General features: G+C 65.8%; 16 protein-coding genes. 1 reads left to right on the forward strand and 15 read right to left on the reverse strand.

Annotated features, from left to right (window positions below; all coding sequences use genetic code 11):
* From nrdR to ACL02S_RS04900, 3 genes are all read right to left on the reverse strand, one after another.
* Nucleotides 1–471: a transcriptional regulator NrdR gene (gene nrdR, locus ACL02S_RS04890; protein ID WP_412801036.1), complete on the reverse strand. Its 471-nt coding sequence runs from the start codon at nt 469–471 to the stop codon at nt 1–3.
* Between the two features lie 208 nt (nt 472–679).
* Nucleotides 680–1,933: a hypothetical protein gene (locus ACL02S_RS04895; protein ID WP_412801037.1), complete on the reverse strand. Its 1,254-nt coding sequence runs from the start codon at nt 1,931–1,933 to the stop codon at nt 680–682.
* Between the two features lie 136 nt (nt 1,934–2,069).
* A complete protein-coding gene (locus tag ACL02S_RS04900; protein WP_412801038.1) occupies nt 2,070–2,618 on the reverse strand; it encodes a hypothetical protein in 549 nt (182 codons plus the stop codon).
* A 305-nt stretch (nt 2,619–2,923) separates the two neighbouring features.
* On the opposite strand from ACL02S_RS04900, the gene lexA reads away from it, so the two are divergent.
* A complete protein-coding gene (gene lexA / locus ACL02S_RS04905; protein WP_412801108.1) occupies nt 2,924–3,652 on the forward strand; it encodes a transcriptional repressor LexA in 729 nt (242 codons plus the stop codon).
* An 11-nt stretch (nt 3,653–3,663) separates the two neighbouring features.
* Here lexA and ACL02S_RS04910 read toward each other — a convergent pair whose 3' ends face one another.
* The 12 genes from ACL02S_RS04910 to ACL02S_RS04965 form a co-directional block, all read right to left on the reverse strand.
* Nucleotides 3,664–4,392, reverse strand: a complete 729-nt coding sequence (locus ACL02S_RS04910; RefSeq protein WP_412801039.1) for a DUF6390 family protein — start codon at nt 4,390–4,392, stop codon at nt 3,664–3,666.
* Nucleotides 4,392–5,468, reverse strand: coding sequence for a hydrogenase expression/formation protein HypE (gene hypE, locus ACL02S_RS04915; RefSeq protein WP_412801040.1), 1,077 nt, complete (start codon nt 5,466–5,468; stop codon nt 4,392–4,394). The genes ACL02S_RS04910 and hypE overlap by 1 nt, the downstream gene beginning before the upstream one ends.
* Nucleotides 5,461–6,573 (reverse strand): hydrogenase formation protein HypD, encoded by a 1,113-nt coding sequence (hypD, locus tag ACL02S_RS04920; protein ID WP_412801041.1) that lies wholly within the window; start codon nt 6,571–6,573, stop codon nt 5,461–5,463. Before hypD ends, hypE begins: the two co-directional genes overlap by 8 nt.
* Nucleotides 6,570–6,896 (reverse strand): HypC/HybG/HupF family hydrogenase formation chaperone, encoded by a 327-nt coding sequence (locus ACL02S_RS04925; protein WP_412801042.1) that lies wholly within the window; start codon nt 6,894–6,896, stop codon nt 6,570–6,572. The genes hypD and ACL02S_RS04925 overlap by 4 nt, the downstream gene beginning before the upstream one ends.
* Before the next feature lie 16 nt (nt 6,897–6,912).
* A complete protein-coding gene (gene hypF, locus ACL02S_RS04930) occupies nt 6,913–9,201 on the reverse strand; it encodes a carbamoyltransferase HypF (protein WP_412801043.1) in 2,289 nt (762 codons plus the stop codon).
* Entirely contained in the window at nt 9,198–9,440 is a 243-nt protein-coding gene (locus ACL02S_RS04935) for a HypC/HybG/HupF family hydrogenase formation chaperone (protein WP_412801044.1), read from the reverse strand. The genes hypF and ACL02S_RS04935 overlap by 4 nt, the downstream gene beginning before the upstream one ends.
* Complete coding sequence (locus tag ACL02S_RS04940) at nt 9,440–9,919, reverse strand: hydrogenase maturation protease (protein WP_412801045.1); 480 nt, start codon at nt 9,917–9,919, stop codon at nt 9,440–9,442. Before ACL02S_RS04940 ends, ACL02S_RS04935 begins: the two co-directional genes overlap by 1 nt.
* Before the next feature lie 126 nt (nt 9,920–10,045).
* Complete coding sequence (locus ACL02S_RS04945) at nt 10,046–10,366, reverse strand: DUF6893 family small protein (protein ID WP_412801109.1); 321 nt, start codon at nt 10,364–10,366, stop codon at nt 10,046–10,048.
* A 1,131-nt stretch (nt 10,367–11,497) separates the two neighbouring features.
* Entirely contained in the window at nt 11,498–12,145 is a 648-nt protein-coding gene (locus ACL02S_RS04950; RefSeq protein WP_412801046.1) for a DUF6084 family protein, read from the reverse strand.
* Nucleotides 12,142–12,777 (reverse strand): DUF5947 family protein, encoded by a 636-nt coding sequence (locus ACL02S_RS04955; RefSeq protein WP_412801047.1) that lies wholly within the window; start codon nt 12,775–12,777, stop codon nt 12,142–12,144. Before ACL02S_RS04955 ends, ACL02S_RS04950 begins: the two co-directional genes overlap by 4 nt.
* Nucleotides 12,774–13,697 carry a NifU-related iron-sulfur-binding protein gene (locus ACL02S_RS04960; protein ID WP_412801048.1) on the reverse strand — a complete coding sequence of 308 codons (924 nt, stop codon included), beginning with the start codon at nt 13,695–13,697 and terminating at the stop codon, nt 12,774–12,776. Before ACL02S_RS04960 ends, ACL02S_RS04955 begins: the two co-directional genes overlap by 4 nt.
* A gap of 34 nt (nt 13,698–13,731) precedes the next feature.
* Nucleotides 13,732–15,528 carry a nickel-dependent hydrogenase large subunit gene (locus tag ACL02S_RS04965; protein WP_412801049.1) on the reverse strand — a complete coding sequence of 599 codons (1,797 nt, stop codon included), beginning with the start codon at nt 15,526–15,528 and terminating at the stop codon, nt 13,732–13,734.
* Nucleotides 15,529–15,535 lie beyond the last annotated feature (7 nt).

Genomic DNA, 15,535 nt, shown 5'->3' on the forward strand with positions numbered 1-15,535 from the left:
TCAGTCGGCGGCCGACAACGCCTCGGCACGCGCCTGACGCATCTGTTGGATCTCCTGTTCGAAATCCTCGGCGGAGGTGAACGACCGATAAACCGAGGCGAACCGCAGGTAAGCCACCTCGTCCAGATCACGCAGCGGCCCGAGGATGGCCAGGCCCACCTCATGGCTCGGCACCTCAGGAGCACCTGTGGCACGCACGGTGTCTTCCACCTGCTGTGCCAGCAGGTTCAGCGCGTCATCGTCGACTTCCCGGCCTTGGCACGCTCGTCGCACGCCACGAATGACCTTCTCGCGACTGAACGGCTCGGTAACCCCGCTCCGCTTGACCACGGACAGGATCGCGGTTTCCACCGTGGTGAACCGTCGCCCACACTGCGGGCACGCGCGACGACGGCGAATGGCCGCGCCTTCGTCGGCCTCGCGTGAGTCCACGACCCGGGAGTCCGGGTGTCGGCAGTACGGGCAATGCATCCGAAAAATCCTTCGTCGATGCGCGTACTCGCGTCCGGACCTCCCACCGATCGCGGTGATCGGTCCGGCGAGCACATGTATCGAGGTCTATACCCTGGCACTGGACATTCCGTGTAGGACACGCGGAATATCCGCATAACACTTCGAGGATACCCGTCCGAGTACCCGGATTATCTCACTCACCCCGGCTACCGTCCGGCAGACGGGGTCATCCGACAATCTGCCACTGCGCGGTCAGATCTGCGAGCAGGTCCGGTAGCCGTGCGGCGAGGCGGCCACGGGCGAGCATGCTCTGGAACGACTCGCCGAGCACTGCGCTCGCCAGGACCGGATCGGTCACCATGTCGATGTGGCGCGGCACCAGATCGGCGGTGATGTAATCCCATCGGTCGACGCGATCGGCCCAGTTGAAGGCGGGCAGCGGGGTACGAAGGAGCAGACTGTGCCCCGCGACCTCGGCACGCACCACCGTAGGCGCGAATACACCGGGTGCGCGGACGCCGGGGACCGCGGGTTTGCCTGCGACAGTGCTGACATAGGTGAGAACCCGGCCGATGGGTGCGCGGCCTGCCGCGGTCTCGTCCCATTGGTCCGCGATAACGCGGTTCTGCTCCCGATCGGTCATCCGGATCAGGGCATCGATATAGCCGTCCTCAGTACCCGCGGCGAGGGAGTGCCAACCGGTGCGCAGATCGTCGTCGAGCACCCCCGCCTCGTACATCTCCTCGATCCCCGGCATACCGAGCGCGAGGTACGCCTCGTGCATCGGAACCAGATCGGTGAAGATGTGCTTCTGCATGATCATCAACCGGTGCTGGTACCAAGCGATATCCTCAGCACTCAGGCGCGCACCCTCGGTAGCCAGTAGCCGGATGTCCTCCGGTAGGGCGCGCACCGGATCCGGCGGGGTCGCACGGATCACATCGGCCACCGCGTTACCGAGCCGATGGATACCAGGTACGTCCAGCACCGCGCCCACATCGTCCATATCGAAGAATCCGGAGGCGAACGATCCGCCCGCGATCCCGGCCAGGCCTGCCCAGTAGAACCCCGGATGCTCAGTGGTCAACCGCAGATAATTGACGTACACCTGAACGAAGGTGCGTTCATTGGCCTGTGCGCCGCGGCCCGGATCCCATGCGGCCAAGTCGATATCAGCGTTGCGGGTGGCGACCACCAACCAGTACTGCTGCAGCAGTGTCGCGTATCGGCGCGGCGCAACGCCTGCGGCCCGCGCCTGCCGCACTGCCTGCGCGAGAGCCGATTCCTCCAGCGGTAGCAGCGGATTGAGGCCGCCCGCACCGGTCCCGTCCCCGTTGACCTCGGGCAGATCGAGATAGGCCAGGTACGTGGGTTGTGCTTGCGCGGCAGGCAAGGTGCCCGATCCGAATACCAGACACAGCGACAGTACGGCGGCTCGGACGAAGATGCCGGCCGAGCGGCCGGTGGCGAAGCAGGTCATATGCTGCCGATCCTCGACATCGTGATGGCGGCCATCGTTCGGACGATGACTCCCAGGTCGTATCGCCGGTACCGTAACAACAGGTTGCTATGCGGCGCTTGGCAATTCCGGCCGAATTCGATATCCACACCGCCGGTCAGCCCACCCGCACAGCCCCAGCCCCTCCGGTGCCGTCAACCACCGTTGGGGTGGATCCGCCGGGAGCGCTACCCCAATCCCCCGCCCGCATATGTGCCACCACGATCAGTCCCACTACCACCAAGGCAGTGAGTAACGCGGCGATGGCGAGCGCGGCGAAACCGATCTGCGCGCGCTCGACACGACGCATCGGATCCACCACGCAGGCACGCCGGGCGACGAAAGTCTTCGCATCACTGTCGTATACCGCGAATCCACTACCCGGACGCATATCGCGCGGTCGCCGATCGACAACAGATCGATGCGCGGAGACCACTGTCCGCGAACGAACCCCGGCACGCGGTATCCACTGATCGGTATCACCTCTTGACGCCTCCTCCCCCGGATACCGGCCCGCGACACGAGGAGCGAACTCCGCGCGCACCGTGCCTGCCGATGGGATGATGTCACCGGTCGGTGGGGTACCGCTGCCGGTCGGCAGAGTGGTATCGCCGGTCGGCACGGTGATACCACCGATCGGGGTGATGTTGCTGATCGCAGTGCTCATCGGACAAACCTCCGTGGTAGGCGCTCCGTTACCGTTCGAGCCGATGCCGTTCGAGCCGATGCCGTTCGTTCGAACTCGCATCCAGCCGATGTTCGATCACATAGATGTTCGATCATATGTTCGAAAAACTGGTGTTCGATTTCTACCACGCCCGGCCGACGAAGTCAGTAGAAACGCCCGACATACGTCGAACAGATGTTTGATACATCGACCCGGCCGGACTAGATTCGAAGAACCCGGACACGAAGGTCATGGGACACGCGCCGGGCACGGATCGGCCGGATACAGCAGGAGAGGCGGTTGTGGTGAGGCACACGGGCGATACCAGCGACGAGACCGGCGACGGCGTCGACTCGGCGGGTACCGGAGCGGAACTCACCGTACGCCAGCGCAAAGTACTGGAGGTGATCCGCACGTCGGTCAGCGAGCGCGGTTATCCCCCGAGCATCCGCGAGATCGGTGATGCCGTGGGACTCACCTCCACCTCCTCGGTCGCCCATCAGCTGCGCGCCCTGGAGCGCAAGGGCTATCTGCGGCGTGATCCGAACCGGCCACGCGCGGTGGATGTCCGAGGCTTGGACGAGGTGGTGCGTTCGGTGACCAACCTGCCGGTCGTCACGGCTGCTCGCGCCGAGGACACCGGCGAGGCCGAACAGCCGATACCCGCGTTCGTCCCGGTCCTCGGACGGATCGCCGCCGGTGGCCCGATCCTGGCCGAACAGGCCGTCGAAGACGTCTTCCCGCTGCCGCGCGAACTGGTCGGTGACGGTTCACTGTTCCTGCTGAAAGTCGTCGGCCAGTCCATGGTCGACGCCGCGATCTGCGATGGCGACTGGGTAGTCGTGCGGCAACAGAACGTCGCCGACAACGGCGATATCGTCGCGGCGATGATCGAAGGCGAGGCCACGGTGAAGACCTTCAAACGCACCGGCAAGGACATCTGGTTGCTGCCGCACAATCCGGTCTTCGAGCCGATCCCCGGCAACGACGCCCAGATCCTCGGCAAAGTCGTCACGGTCATCCGCAAGATCTGACGACGCCTGCCTCATCCACGTATGGCGAGCCGCCGGTTGGTGACCTCCAACTGGCGCATCGTCCCCGCTTCCAGCGCATCCACCTGGAGATCGTCCAAGCGACCGCACAGCCGCCCCCAGTGCACCGCGACCCGCTCCCCCGGCGCCACATCGGGCACCGCGGCGTAGCCGGCCACCCGGATCGGCACGGACCGTACCGTTTCCGCGGACAGCGACAGCCGCCTGCCATCCCAGTCGAGCCCACTGCACCGCAGCGTGATCTCGGTATCGGCGCGCTCGAGCACTGTCCCCCAGGTGATCCGGCAGCTGTCGAGCACCCGCACGGGGTGTCCGCTGCCGCACCGAAGCAGCCGGGACCACGGGTACACGCCGAAGACATGGAAGCAATGGTTGGCCGCGGCCTCCGCGGCCAACCGCGGGGTCAGATGCGTCCAGTACCCGCCTGCGAGCGGACCGAGCAGCGCCAGCAGCGCGGCGGTGAACTCACCGGGGTCCAGGTCCGCGCCGACCCCGCCGCCCAACCAATAGGACTCGACGAGGCTGCGGTCCAACGGATCGGCGATGCCGGTGAGCGCGGCCATTACGCGCAGATAGGGCCATGCTCCGGTGAACCGGCGTGCCACCGCCCGCACCTGCTCATCCGATCCGCCCCGCAATACGGCCGCATCGGCTGGGCCGCAGTAGCCGAGCTGATTGGGAGCATAGGCATACCGCGCGAACATCTCCGCCCCACTAGACATCAGCAGATCCGCGGTAGTTGTTCCCCCGCGGGCAGGTCGACCACCCGCGTTCCGCCGAGAGCCGTGCGGGCCACCACCATTCCGGGATGCTCACCGACACACCGGCCGATGGCCGCGGCCTGACCGCCGAGCGGATGTTCCCGCATCGCCGCGAGCACCCGCTCGGCGTCCTCTGCAGCGACGAACGCCAACAACTTGCCCTCATTGGCCACATACAACGGATCCAGCCCGAGCAGTCCACACGCGTCGCGCACCGCGGCGGGCACCGGAAGGCACCGCTCGTCCAGCATCACGCCGACCTTCGCGGCGCGCGCGATCTCGTTGAGCGATGCCGCGACACCGCCACGGGTGGGATCGCGCAGTACGTGCACATCGGCGCCGGTGTCGAGCATGGTGGCGACCAATCCGTGCAGCGGCGCGGTATCGCTGAGTACGGTGGTGCCGAATTCCAGTCCTTCGCGGCAGCTGAGCACCGCGATACCGTGTACGCCGATATCACCACTGATCAACACGACATCACCAGGGGTCGCACGCTGCGGCCGGATATCGACCTCGGGGGCGACCACACCGATTCCAGCGGTATTGAGGTAGATCCCGTCGCCGTGCCCGGCATCGACCACCTTGGTATCGCCGGTGACCAGCTGGACCTCCGCGGCCAGCGCAGCCGTGCCGAGCGCTCGAGCGATATGCGCGATATCGGCCAGCGCGGTGCCTTCCTCCAGGATGAAAGCAGTCGACAACACCATCGGCCGCGCCCCGGACATGGCCAGATCGTTCACCGTGCCGTTGACCGCGAGCTCACCGATCGTGCCACCGGGAAAGACGGTCGGCTGTACCACGAACGAATCCGTGGAGAACGCCAGCCGCGCACCACCTAAGGTGACCACCGCCGCATCGCCGAGGTCGGTATGCGCGGCCTGGCCGAACGCGGGCAGGAACAGATGCTCGATCAGCTCACCGGACATCGCACCGCCACCACCGTGCCCCATCACGATATTCGGCGCGTTCCGCAGCGGCATCGGGCAGACCCAGCCCGCCATATCGATCGGCACCGGGACGGTATCCTCCTCAGGCATGCGCCACCTCCGCCGGCAGGTCGAGGCGCCGGTACAAGTAGTAGGCGGCGCATGCGCCTTCGGCGGAAACCATGGTGGCGCCAAGAGGATTACGCGGCGTGCACTGTTTGCCGAATGCCGCGCACTCATAAGGTTTGATCAACCCCTGTAACACTTCACCGGAGCGGCAGATCGTCGATTCGGCGGTCCGCATATCGCCCACCGCGAACCGGTGCTCAGCGTCGAAATCGCGGTAGCGCCGCGCCAGCCGCCAGCCGCTGCGCGGGATGACGCCGATCCCTCGCCAGGCCCGGTCGGTGACCTCGAAGACATCCCGCAGCATGGCTTTCGCCGTTGGGTTACCCGTGGCGGACACCGCGCGTGGATAGGCATTCTCCAATTCGTGCCTGCCCGACTCCAGCTGCAGCACGGTGCGGCGAATGCCTTCCAGAATGTCCAACGGCTCGAATCCGGTGACCACCATCGGAACCCGGTACTTCTCGGCCAGCGGTGGGTATTCCTCGGTGCCCATCACCGTGCAGACGTGCCCGGCCGCGAGGAACCCCTGTACCCGGCAGGACGGCGACTCCATGATCGCGGCGATGGCAGGCGGAACGAGCACATGGGACACCAGCAACGAGAAATTCTTGATCCCGAGCCGCTCGGCCTGGTACACCGTCATGGCGTTCGCCGGGGCGGTGGTCTCGAAGCCGATACCGAAGAAGACGACTTGGCGATCAGGATTCTCACGAGCCAGAGTGAGCGCGTCCAGCGGTGAATAGACCACCCGGACATCGCCGCCCTCACTTTTGATCCGGAACAGGTCCTTCGCACTGCCTGGCACGCGCAGCATGTCACCGAATGAACAGAAGATCACCTCCGGCTGCGCGGCGATCTCCAGCGCCTTGTCGATCACCTCGAGCGGGGTGACGCAAACTGGGCAGCCAGGACCGTGGATCATCTCGATCTGGTCGGGCAGCAACTGGTCGATACCATGCCGGATGATCGAATGAGTCTGCCCTCCGCACACTTCCATGATCGCCCAGCGGCGGCTGGTCGTAGCTCGGATCCGCTCGAGCAAGCCTTGCGCCAACTCCGGATCGCTGAATTCGTCCAGGTATTTCATGAGCTCACCTCCGGTTCCTCGCCGGCCTGTTCGGTGGCGGGATTGCGTACACCGGCCTGTTCGGCGGCATTGGCGAAGCTGTCGCCGAATTCCTCGTTCAGTACCCCGAGATGCTCGAACTCGGCCAGCGTCCGTAGCGCGGACTCCTCGTCCAGCCGCTGGATGGCGAAGCCGACGTGGACTACGACGTAGTCGCCGACCGCCACGTCCGGGGTGTATTGCAGACACACATCTTTGCGCACACCGCCGAAGTCGACGATCGACATCAGCGTCCCGTCCCGCTCGTGCATGCTGAGCACTCTGCCTGGTACCGCAAGACACATCGCTGTTCTCCTTCGCTCATCCCTCGCCGCACGCGAGGAGCTGCCCGAACGCGAGACCACCATCATTGGGGGGCACCCTGTGGTGGGTGAGGACGGTGAATCCGTGGTCCCGCAACAGTGCGCGTACTCGCGTGTGCAGCAGCGTGTTCTGGAAGACACCACCGGACAGTGCGACGATCGGCACTGCGGTGGCGTAGCGGGTCGCCAACGCCAGTACCAGCCGGGCGAGGCTGTTGTGCCACCGCGCGCCGACCACAGCGGCAGGCACGCCCGCGCGGAGATCGGCCACGACGGCCGCGAGGGCCTGCCCGGGGTCGATCACCGCGGGATCGCCCTCGTCCAGCGGGAACGGGTATTCGACAGCATCCTCCACACCACGGGACATCCCTTCCAGCTCGATCGCAGCCTGGGCCTCGTAGTCGACCACGTACCGCACACCACACAGCGCGGACACCGCGTCGAACAGCCGGCCCATACTGGACGTGGGTACACAGCCCAGCCCGGTCCTGAGCTGGTGAGCCAGTACCGATCGCTCATCGGTCGGGCAGGCCGCCACCGCGGGAATCTCCTCGGCCCAAGCGATCCCGGCCGCCCACAGATGCGTCAGTGCCATCCGGTAGGGCCTGCGCACCGCGAGATCGGCGCCTGCGAGCGGCACATACTTCAGATGAGCCAGGCGCCGGTAGCTTGTGTATCCCGCCAGCAGGACTTCACCGCCCCATATCGCACCATCCGGACCGAACCCGGTGCCGTCGAAAGCAATACCGAGTATCTGTTCAGCGGGACCGATCCCATGCTCACCCAGCACGGCGGCGATATGCGCGTGATGGTGCTGCACGGTGTACACGGCACGTTCGCAGGCATGCCCGCGTGCCCACGCAGTGGAGCGGTAGCCGGGATGCGCGTCGGCGACCAGCCGCACCGGGCGTACCCCGGTGAGTTCGCCGAGGTGCCGCTGTAGGTCGTCGAACGAGCGCAGCGTCGCCACATCGTCCATATCGCCGATATGCTGGCTCAGCCAGGCATAGCGGCCCTCGGCCACCGCGCAGGTGTTCTTCAGATCGCCGCCGACCGCGAGAGTCGGCGGTACCGGCACCGGCAATACCAGCGGCAGCGGCGCGAAACCCCGAGAGCGCCGCACGGGTAACTCGTCACCGCCGACCATCCGTATCACCGAGTCGTCACAGGGCATCAGGATCCGGCGGTTATGCGACAGCAGGCCGTCGGCCAGCCCGGCAAGACGGATAAGGGCCTCATCGTCGGTGTAGCAGATCGGCTCACCGCCCCGGTTACCCGAGGTCATCACCAGCACCTGCGGGCCGGGCGGATCACCGGGCAGACCGAACAACAGCACGTGCAACGGGGTATAGGCGAGCATGACCCCCAGGTCAGGAAGACCTGGTGCCACCGAGGGGGCGCAGACCGGAATGCGGGATCCGGCGGGCGACGACCGGCGGGCGAGCAACACGATAGGCCGAGCCGGGCCGGTCAGCAGCGCCGCGGCAGCATCATCGGCCATCACGAGAGCACGAGCGGTGTCGAGATCCGGAACCATCACGGCGAAGGGCTTGTCGCCGCGGCGCTTACGCCTGCGCAGCTCGGCGACGGCGGATTCGTTTCCCGCGTCGCAGGCGAGGTGATATCCGCCGATGCCCTTGACCGCCAGAATGCCACCCATGCGCAGCAGCTCCCGCGCGGCGGCCAGTGGTTCCCCTGCTTCCTGCCCGGAGTACGCCAGCGTGGGACCGCAGTCATGACAGGCGATCGGCTGGGCGTGGAAGCGCCGATCACCAGGGTCGGCATACTCCCGCGCGCATCGGTCGCAGAGCGGGAAATCGGCCATCGTGGTCCGCACCCGGTCATAGGGCAAGCTCTCGATGATGGTGAACCGCGGACCGCAGTTGGTGCAATTGACGAAAGGGTGGCGGTAGCGACGATCGGCAGGATCGCGCAATTCGTATTCGCAGTCGGCGCAGATCGCGATATCCGGCGAGACCAATGTGCGAGCGCGGGCGGCGCGACCGGTATCGGCGATGCGGAATCCGGTGCCACCACACGCCGGGATATCGGCCTGCTCGACCGATTCGATCACCGCCAGCGGTGGGGGCCGAAGGCGCAGCCGCTCGATGAACTCCTCCAGCTCTGCCTGCGCACCCTCGACTTCGATGACAACCCCGCCGCTGTCATTGCGCACGCTGCCGGACAGGGCCAATTCCGCGGCGGTGATGTAGACGAAGGGACGAAACCCGACGCCCTGGACCACACCGCGGACGAGCAGGCGGCGCCGCTTCCGCGTTGCGGTCACGACCGCTCCCCACGTTGCAGGAGGCGCAATCCGTCCAGTGCCGCCGCGGCGGCACTCTCATCGGTCTTCTCCACGGCGAAGCCCATATGGATGATCACCCAGTCCCCCGGCCGCACCGGATCCTCCTCGAACAGGCCGACATTGACCTTCCGCCGCGCACCGGACACGTCGACCAGTGCGATCTGGTCGTGGTAACCGTCGAGAATCTCCAGTACTCGACCCGGGATGCCGAGACACATCAGTCGACCCTCCTATCGCACCGCCGGTGCGGCGTGAGCAGTTCGGCGAGTACACCGGCGACGGCGGCGACAGCCGGGTCCACCGCGGCAGCGACCGGCTCGGACAGGCCGATCCCCTGGTCCACACAGGCCACCTGGCAGCCGACCACAAAAGCCCTCGGTGGGGTGCCGCCCAATGCGCGCACCCCGGCGAAGACCGCGGCCGGGTCCATCGTGTGCGCATCGAGCGTCCCAGCGCCCATATCCTCCGGAACTGCCCGGAACATCTCCAGCCGACCCGGCGCTCCGCGGTCGGGTACCGCATCGATCAATACCAGTGCGGTCCACGGTTCGAGCAGGTCGTAGGCGAGATGCATACCGCGGATGCCGTAATCCACCACGCGCACAGCGGGATCGGGGTGGTGTGGCAACCTGCGCACCACCTCTGGCCCGAATCCGTCGTCGCCGAGAAAGATATTGCCGATTCCGGCGACCAGCACTGTGTCCGTCGGCTCACCCCCACTCCGGGAGTTGCCCGCGCCCTGGGTAACCGGCAGTCCTCGCGTCGTCGGCGGGATCGGGCGACACCGCAGGACATTCGGTCATATGGTCTTCCCGATCGAGAGCTACATGCGCCGGATCCGCAGATACCGCCGCAGATCCGGTACCGACCGCAGGCCCAGGTACAGTCCCATCGCCACCAGCACCACCACGAAGGTTGTCGCGATCACTCCCACGATTTCCACAGCGGGCTTCCTTTCCCTGTTCGGAACCTTCCAGCGGCTCCAGTTCTTCGGGCGCGAAATACAGATAGCGCCCGTACCATTCGTGTAGGTCGGCGGCCGGGTCGTCGTCCAGGACGACCCCGATGTGCGTCTGCCCGTCCACGTCCTGATGCACCGAGACGACGCGGGCGGACCGACCGTCGAAGAACAGATCCTGCGCATCGGCTCGCCGGGACGGACGCAATCTGACCCTGCTGTCCTTGCGCACCGATACCCCCGCCACCGGCACCGCGTCCGACTCCGGGCGGACGGCGCTATCGGCCAGCGGATCCCACCACTCGATTCCAGGGGGAACCTCCGGAATCATCCTCGGACTCTCCGAGTGCGGATCGCGCAGAACACCGTGCAACTGCCGCATCGCCTCTGGCGTCATACCCGCACAGCGATCGATGAGCTCGGCGGCGCGCGGATCGGTAGCACGGGCCCGCGCCTTCTCCGCATCGGTCATCGTCAGCACGCGCAACGTGAGAATCTCGTCGATCTCGCAGGAATCGAACATCTCGCCCTGGCTCTGCTCGGCGATCTCCGGATAGTCGTAGAGGATGATCGGTGAGATGAGCAGGATGCTGTGCTCACCTGGACTGCCCGCGAGCACGGGAAAACAGCGATGCCGTCCGCAGCGGCCTACCGCGGCCATAGCCGCAGACGGTGGCTCCAACAACGACACGAACTCACCATCGGTGATTTCCGCGAGGAGATGCGCGCCGATCAGCGAACGCGCGATGGCGTCGTGCTGGTCGGTCGCGGGTGGGCCCACATTGCGCAGCACGATGGTCAGGCGTAGGTAGCCGTCGTCCCGGTCGGCCACGAGTGTCAGTTCGGCCGCGAGCGGCAACCGGGTCCGCATGAGCACACCGCCATCGGCTGCCGCGCCGATCTCCTCGGTTTCGGTTCCACCAGGGACACACAGCGGCCGAACGCGACTCGCAGGCTCGGCTGGGCCGTCGACCACTTCCTGCTCGACAGCTTCGTCCCAGGACAACAACGATCGCTCACCTGTGCTCAGCCCGGTGACCGGCACTCCAGCACTGTTCACCATGTGACGGCGCTGCAGCTGGAGAAAACGAACTGTGAGGGTGAGTTCCGGGTGCTCGCCAGGAGCGATCAGGCACTGTGCCCACAGCGACTGCTCCTCGCCGAGCCCCGATTCCGCCGCTCCCGGTGGTCCCAATACCCCGAATTGCCATCGCGACCGGTTCTTCTGCGCATCGGCCCGATACGGGTAGAGCAAATACCCTTCGTAGAGTACGGCGTCGGCCACCGCGCGGGCGCGGGCACGGGATTCGGCAGTGGTCATGGCAGCTCCCCCGAATGCGTCAGCAGCCTGGACACCGCGGCGTCGAAACCGAGTAAACCGTGGGCGGATTTATAGGCGGCGAGTGCCGCCAAGGTGTCTTCGGGCAAGCGCAACCACCCCGAGCCGGGGAAATGCGCGGCTATCACATCGCGCCAGACGGAAATCGGCATATCGAACGAGTCCTCCCGGTCCCAGGGAATCTGCTGAACGGTGAATCCACCGCCGCCCTCGAGGAAAACCGTCCCGCTGAACAGGAACAGCAGCGGAACCACACCATCACGCAAAGCGTGCAGATACTTCGATCCGGCCACTTCGAAGTCGTAGGTGCACGGCATCGGCAGATCCACCTCGGCGCCACCCGCGAACCCAGGCACCATGGTGACGCAGTGCATCCAGAGGAAAGAGCGCTGGGTATCGCGCCACCGCTCGCGCGGACCGAACAGGTCGACCAGCCCCGCACTCTCCGCATCCGAATAATCCCGACGGAACGGCTCGATACGGACCTGTGCGCGCAGGGCGATCGCGTGCACCGGTTCGGCCGCCGGCGCGGCGATACCGACTCGGGCGGATAGGATCGGCGTGGCGGCGTACGGCTCCGGCTTCATCCCGAGCACAGCGAACGTCATGGAATAGACCGGGCTCATGGCGCACCACCGGGTTGCGCACGCGCCGCGGCGGCGGCGAAGAACTCCTCCAGATAGCGGCGCACCTGCTGACCACCGTCGAAGCCGCGCCACAACAGCCGCATTCGACCGACGAACTCATAACAGGCATCGATCGGCAGCAGCAGGCATGTGGCCCGCGGTGTCCCACGCTCGGGCACCCGGATCAGCAGCGCCTCCACATCGGGGACGAGCACATCCAGCTCGGGATGCCGCAGTAGCACCGAGTTCCACTGCGGTATAGGCAATTCGGATTCGGTAGCTCCCGCCGGACCGGGATAGAAGGCCACGGTCCGGCCGAGTGCCGAGTTGCGGAAGAAGAACGCCAGACCCACCGGAATCTCCATGGCGTCCCACTCCGCCTGGCTGATCGTGAACTCCGGGAATACGAGGTACCGATCCGGTACCGCCCGATAGCGCAGCGCGGCATTCTGGTCGGCGAACAGCAGATAGCAGCTGCGACATACGCACATCAGCTGCCGTTGTTCGGTGTTCACCACATGCTGGTGCGGCTCGGCGAGCGGCACGGCGCACATCTCACACCGTTCGCCTGCCCCGAGCCCACCGCTTCGGTCGGTGACGATCCGCCGCAACACCCGCAACGAGGCGTTCACCCGGGCACCCCCACCGGCACCGCCACTGTCGGTGCGGCGGCACGCTCCAACACCGGGAGCGGGTCGAGATGGCCCGCCCCGTCCACGCGGGCGCCACCGTGAACGACATCGAACCGAGCCCGGCAGCTCGGGCACCGCAGCACCACCTCACCCGCTGGGGATTCGGCGTCATGCTCCAGCACGGCGCCCGCGAGCGAGTTATCGCAACCAGGACAGTGGTCCCGATAGACGTACACATGTTCACCGATCCGGCAGGCCAACACCGCAAGCCCGGCGACGGCGAACCCGCCCACCTCACCCGCCCCCAGCTCGGCCAGCGCGGGAACCTCGACCCAGCTGCTCGACCTCCGCTCGGCCGAATGTACCCGGGCCAGCAGCGAATCGGCGGAGATCACCCCGGACGAGGACGGTGGCGCGGTGACGACTTCGATGGAATCGATCTCCGGTGCGGCCGCGCGCACCGCATCCTCGACAGCCAGTTCCAGCGTCACCGACGAAGACGGGCAGCTACGACAACTGCCCGTCAACTCCATGCGGACCACTCCGCCCGCGATGTCGACCAGGTGCACGTCTCCACCGTGTGAACCGAGGTAGGGGCGCACCCGCTCCAGGGCCGACCGCACTCTGGCCCGTACGTCGTGCGGATGCAGCCCGTGCACGAGCAGCAGGCTCGCGACCAGATCGTCATCGGCCAGCCGCTCGATCGTCTCGGTGTCGAGCAACCGCAGTATGCGGGTCAGTCCGGCCCCATAGAGCTCGACCACCTCGCGGACGAGTTGTTCGGCCCGTTCCCGAGCGAGCGGGCCACCCGCCGAACTGGCTTCCAGCAAGGTCTCGATGCGATCGCCTGCTTCGCGCCACCAGGATTCGCCTGGCGTCGCGGCGGCTTGGTCGGCTTGATCTGCCAAGTGGTCGGCCACCATCACCTCCAGTTGCTCCGCCCGGCGCTGGCCCTCACTCCGGAGCGAGTGTCTGTGCCGGTGAGTGCAGTGTCGCCAGTGTCTGTCCTTTGCCGAGGTACATGTGCACACCACAGGGCAGACACGGATCGAAACTGCGCACGGTACGCATGATGTCGATGCCCTTGAAGTTCTCGCGGTTGTTCTCCTCGAAGATCGGCTGGCCTTGTACCGCGTCTTCGTAGGGACCCGGCGTACCGAAGCTGTCGCGCGGGCTGGCATTCCACGGGGTCGGCGGATACGGGTGGTAGTTCGCGATCTTCCCGTCCCGGATCACCATATGGTGCGATAACACCCCGCGTACCGCCTCGGTGAAGCCGCAGCCGATGCCCTCGGCAGGGACCTCGAACTTCTCCCAGGTCTTGGTGCGTCCCGCTCGGATCTCTGCCATCGCCTGCTCCGCGAAGTGCAGTGCGCACGCCGCCGCGTAGGCCTGGAAATAGGTGCGCGCGCGGTTGCGCTCGATAGTGTTGCTGCCGTGCGCCGGGATCTTCCATTCCAGCGTGACCGGACCCCGCAGCGCGGTCTTGGGCAGATTGATCTGCACACTGTGCCCGGTCGCTTGTACGTAGCCGATATCGACCAGACCGGCCAGCGCCGTCGACCACAGCCGCGCCAGTGGCCCGCCACCGGTATCGAGGGCGAGGTGGTCGGTGCCGTCGAACCACCGCGGTGACATCACCCAGCTGTACTTGTCCTCCAGATCGCGCTTCTGCGGCTTGGGGTTGGTGTGCTGATTCCACGGATGGCGCCGGTCCACCGGATTGCCGAGCGGATCGGTCGTGACGAACATGTCCTGCTCGGTCCAGTCCTCGTAGTACGAACTGCCGAGCAGGATCCGCAGTCCCAGATTGATATCGAGCAGAGAGGTGGTCACCAAGGCGCCGTCGACCACGACGCCAGGGGTCACGAACATCTTGCGGCCCCAGTTCTCCATGTCCTTGTACTCGAAGTTACAGACCTCGGGATCCTGGAACGAGCCCCAGCAACCAAGCAGCGTGCGCCGCAGACCGACCTTCTCGTAACCGGGCAGGGCCTCATAGAAGAAGTCGAACAGGTCGTCGTGCATCGGCACGACCTTCTTCATGAACTCCACATAGCGCATCAACCGGGTCATGTAATCGGTCATCAGCTGAATGGTCGCGACCGTGCCGGTTCCCCCTGGATACAGCGTCGATGGGTGGACATGCCTGCCTTCCATCAGACAGAACATTTCCCGGGTGTAACGGCTGACCTGCAATGCCTCCCGGTAGAAATCGCCACTGAACGGGTTGAGCGCACGCATGATGTCGGCGATCGTGCGGTAGCCGTGCTCGGCGGCGTGCGGCGCCTGGGTGTGCTCGGCTCTGGTCAGCACCCCGGGATTGGTCTCAGCGACCATCTTCTCGCAGAAGTCCACCCCGACCAGATTCTCCTGGAAGATGTTGTGGTCGAACATATACTCGGCGGCCTCCCCCAGGTTGACCACCCACTCCCCCAGAGGTGGCGGGCGCACACCATAAGCCATGTTCTGGCAGTAGCAGGAGCAGGTCGCGTGGTTGTCGCCACAGATACCGCAGATCCGACTGGTGATGAAGTGCGCGTCACGGGGATCCTTGCCCCGCAGGAAAATCGAGTAGCCACGGAAGATGGACGAGGTGCTGTGACACTCGGCCACTTCCCGATTCTCGAAATCGATCTTGGTATAGATGCCGAGGCTGCCGACGATACGAGTAATCGGGTCCCAGGCCATCTCGACGAGATGGTCCGGCTCGATCGTGCGGTGCGAGGGCTCCGGGATGATCTGTGTCATCAGCGAT

The sequence above is a fragment of the Nocardia spongicola genome, assembly GCF_047200775.1.
Classification (GTDB): domain Bacteria; phylum Actinomycetota; class Actinomycetes; order Mycobacteriales; family Mycobacteriaceae; genus Nocardia.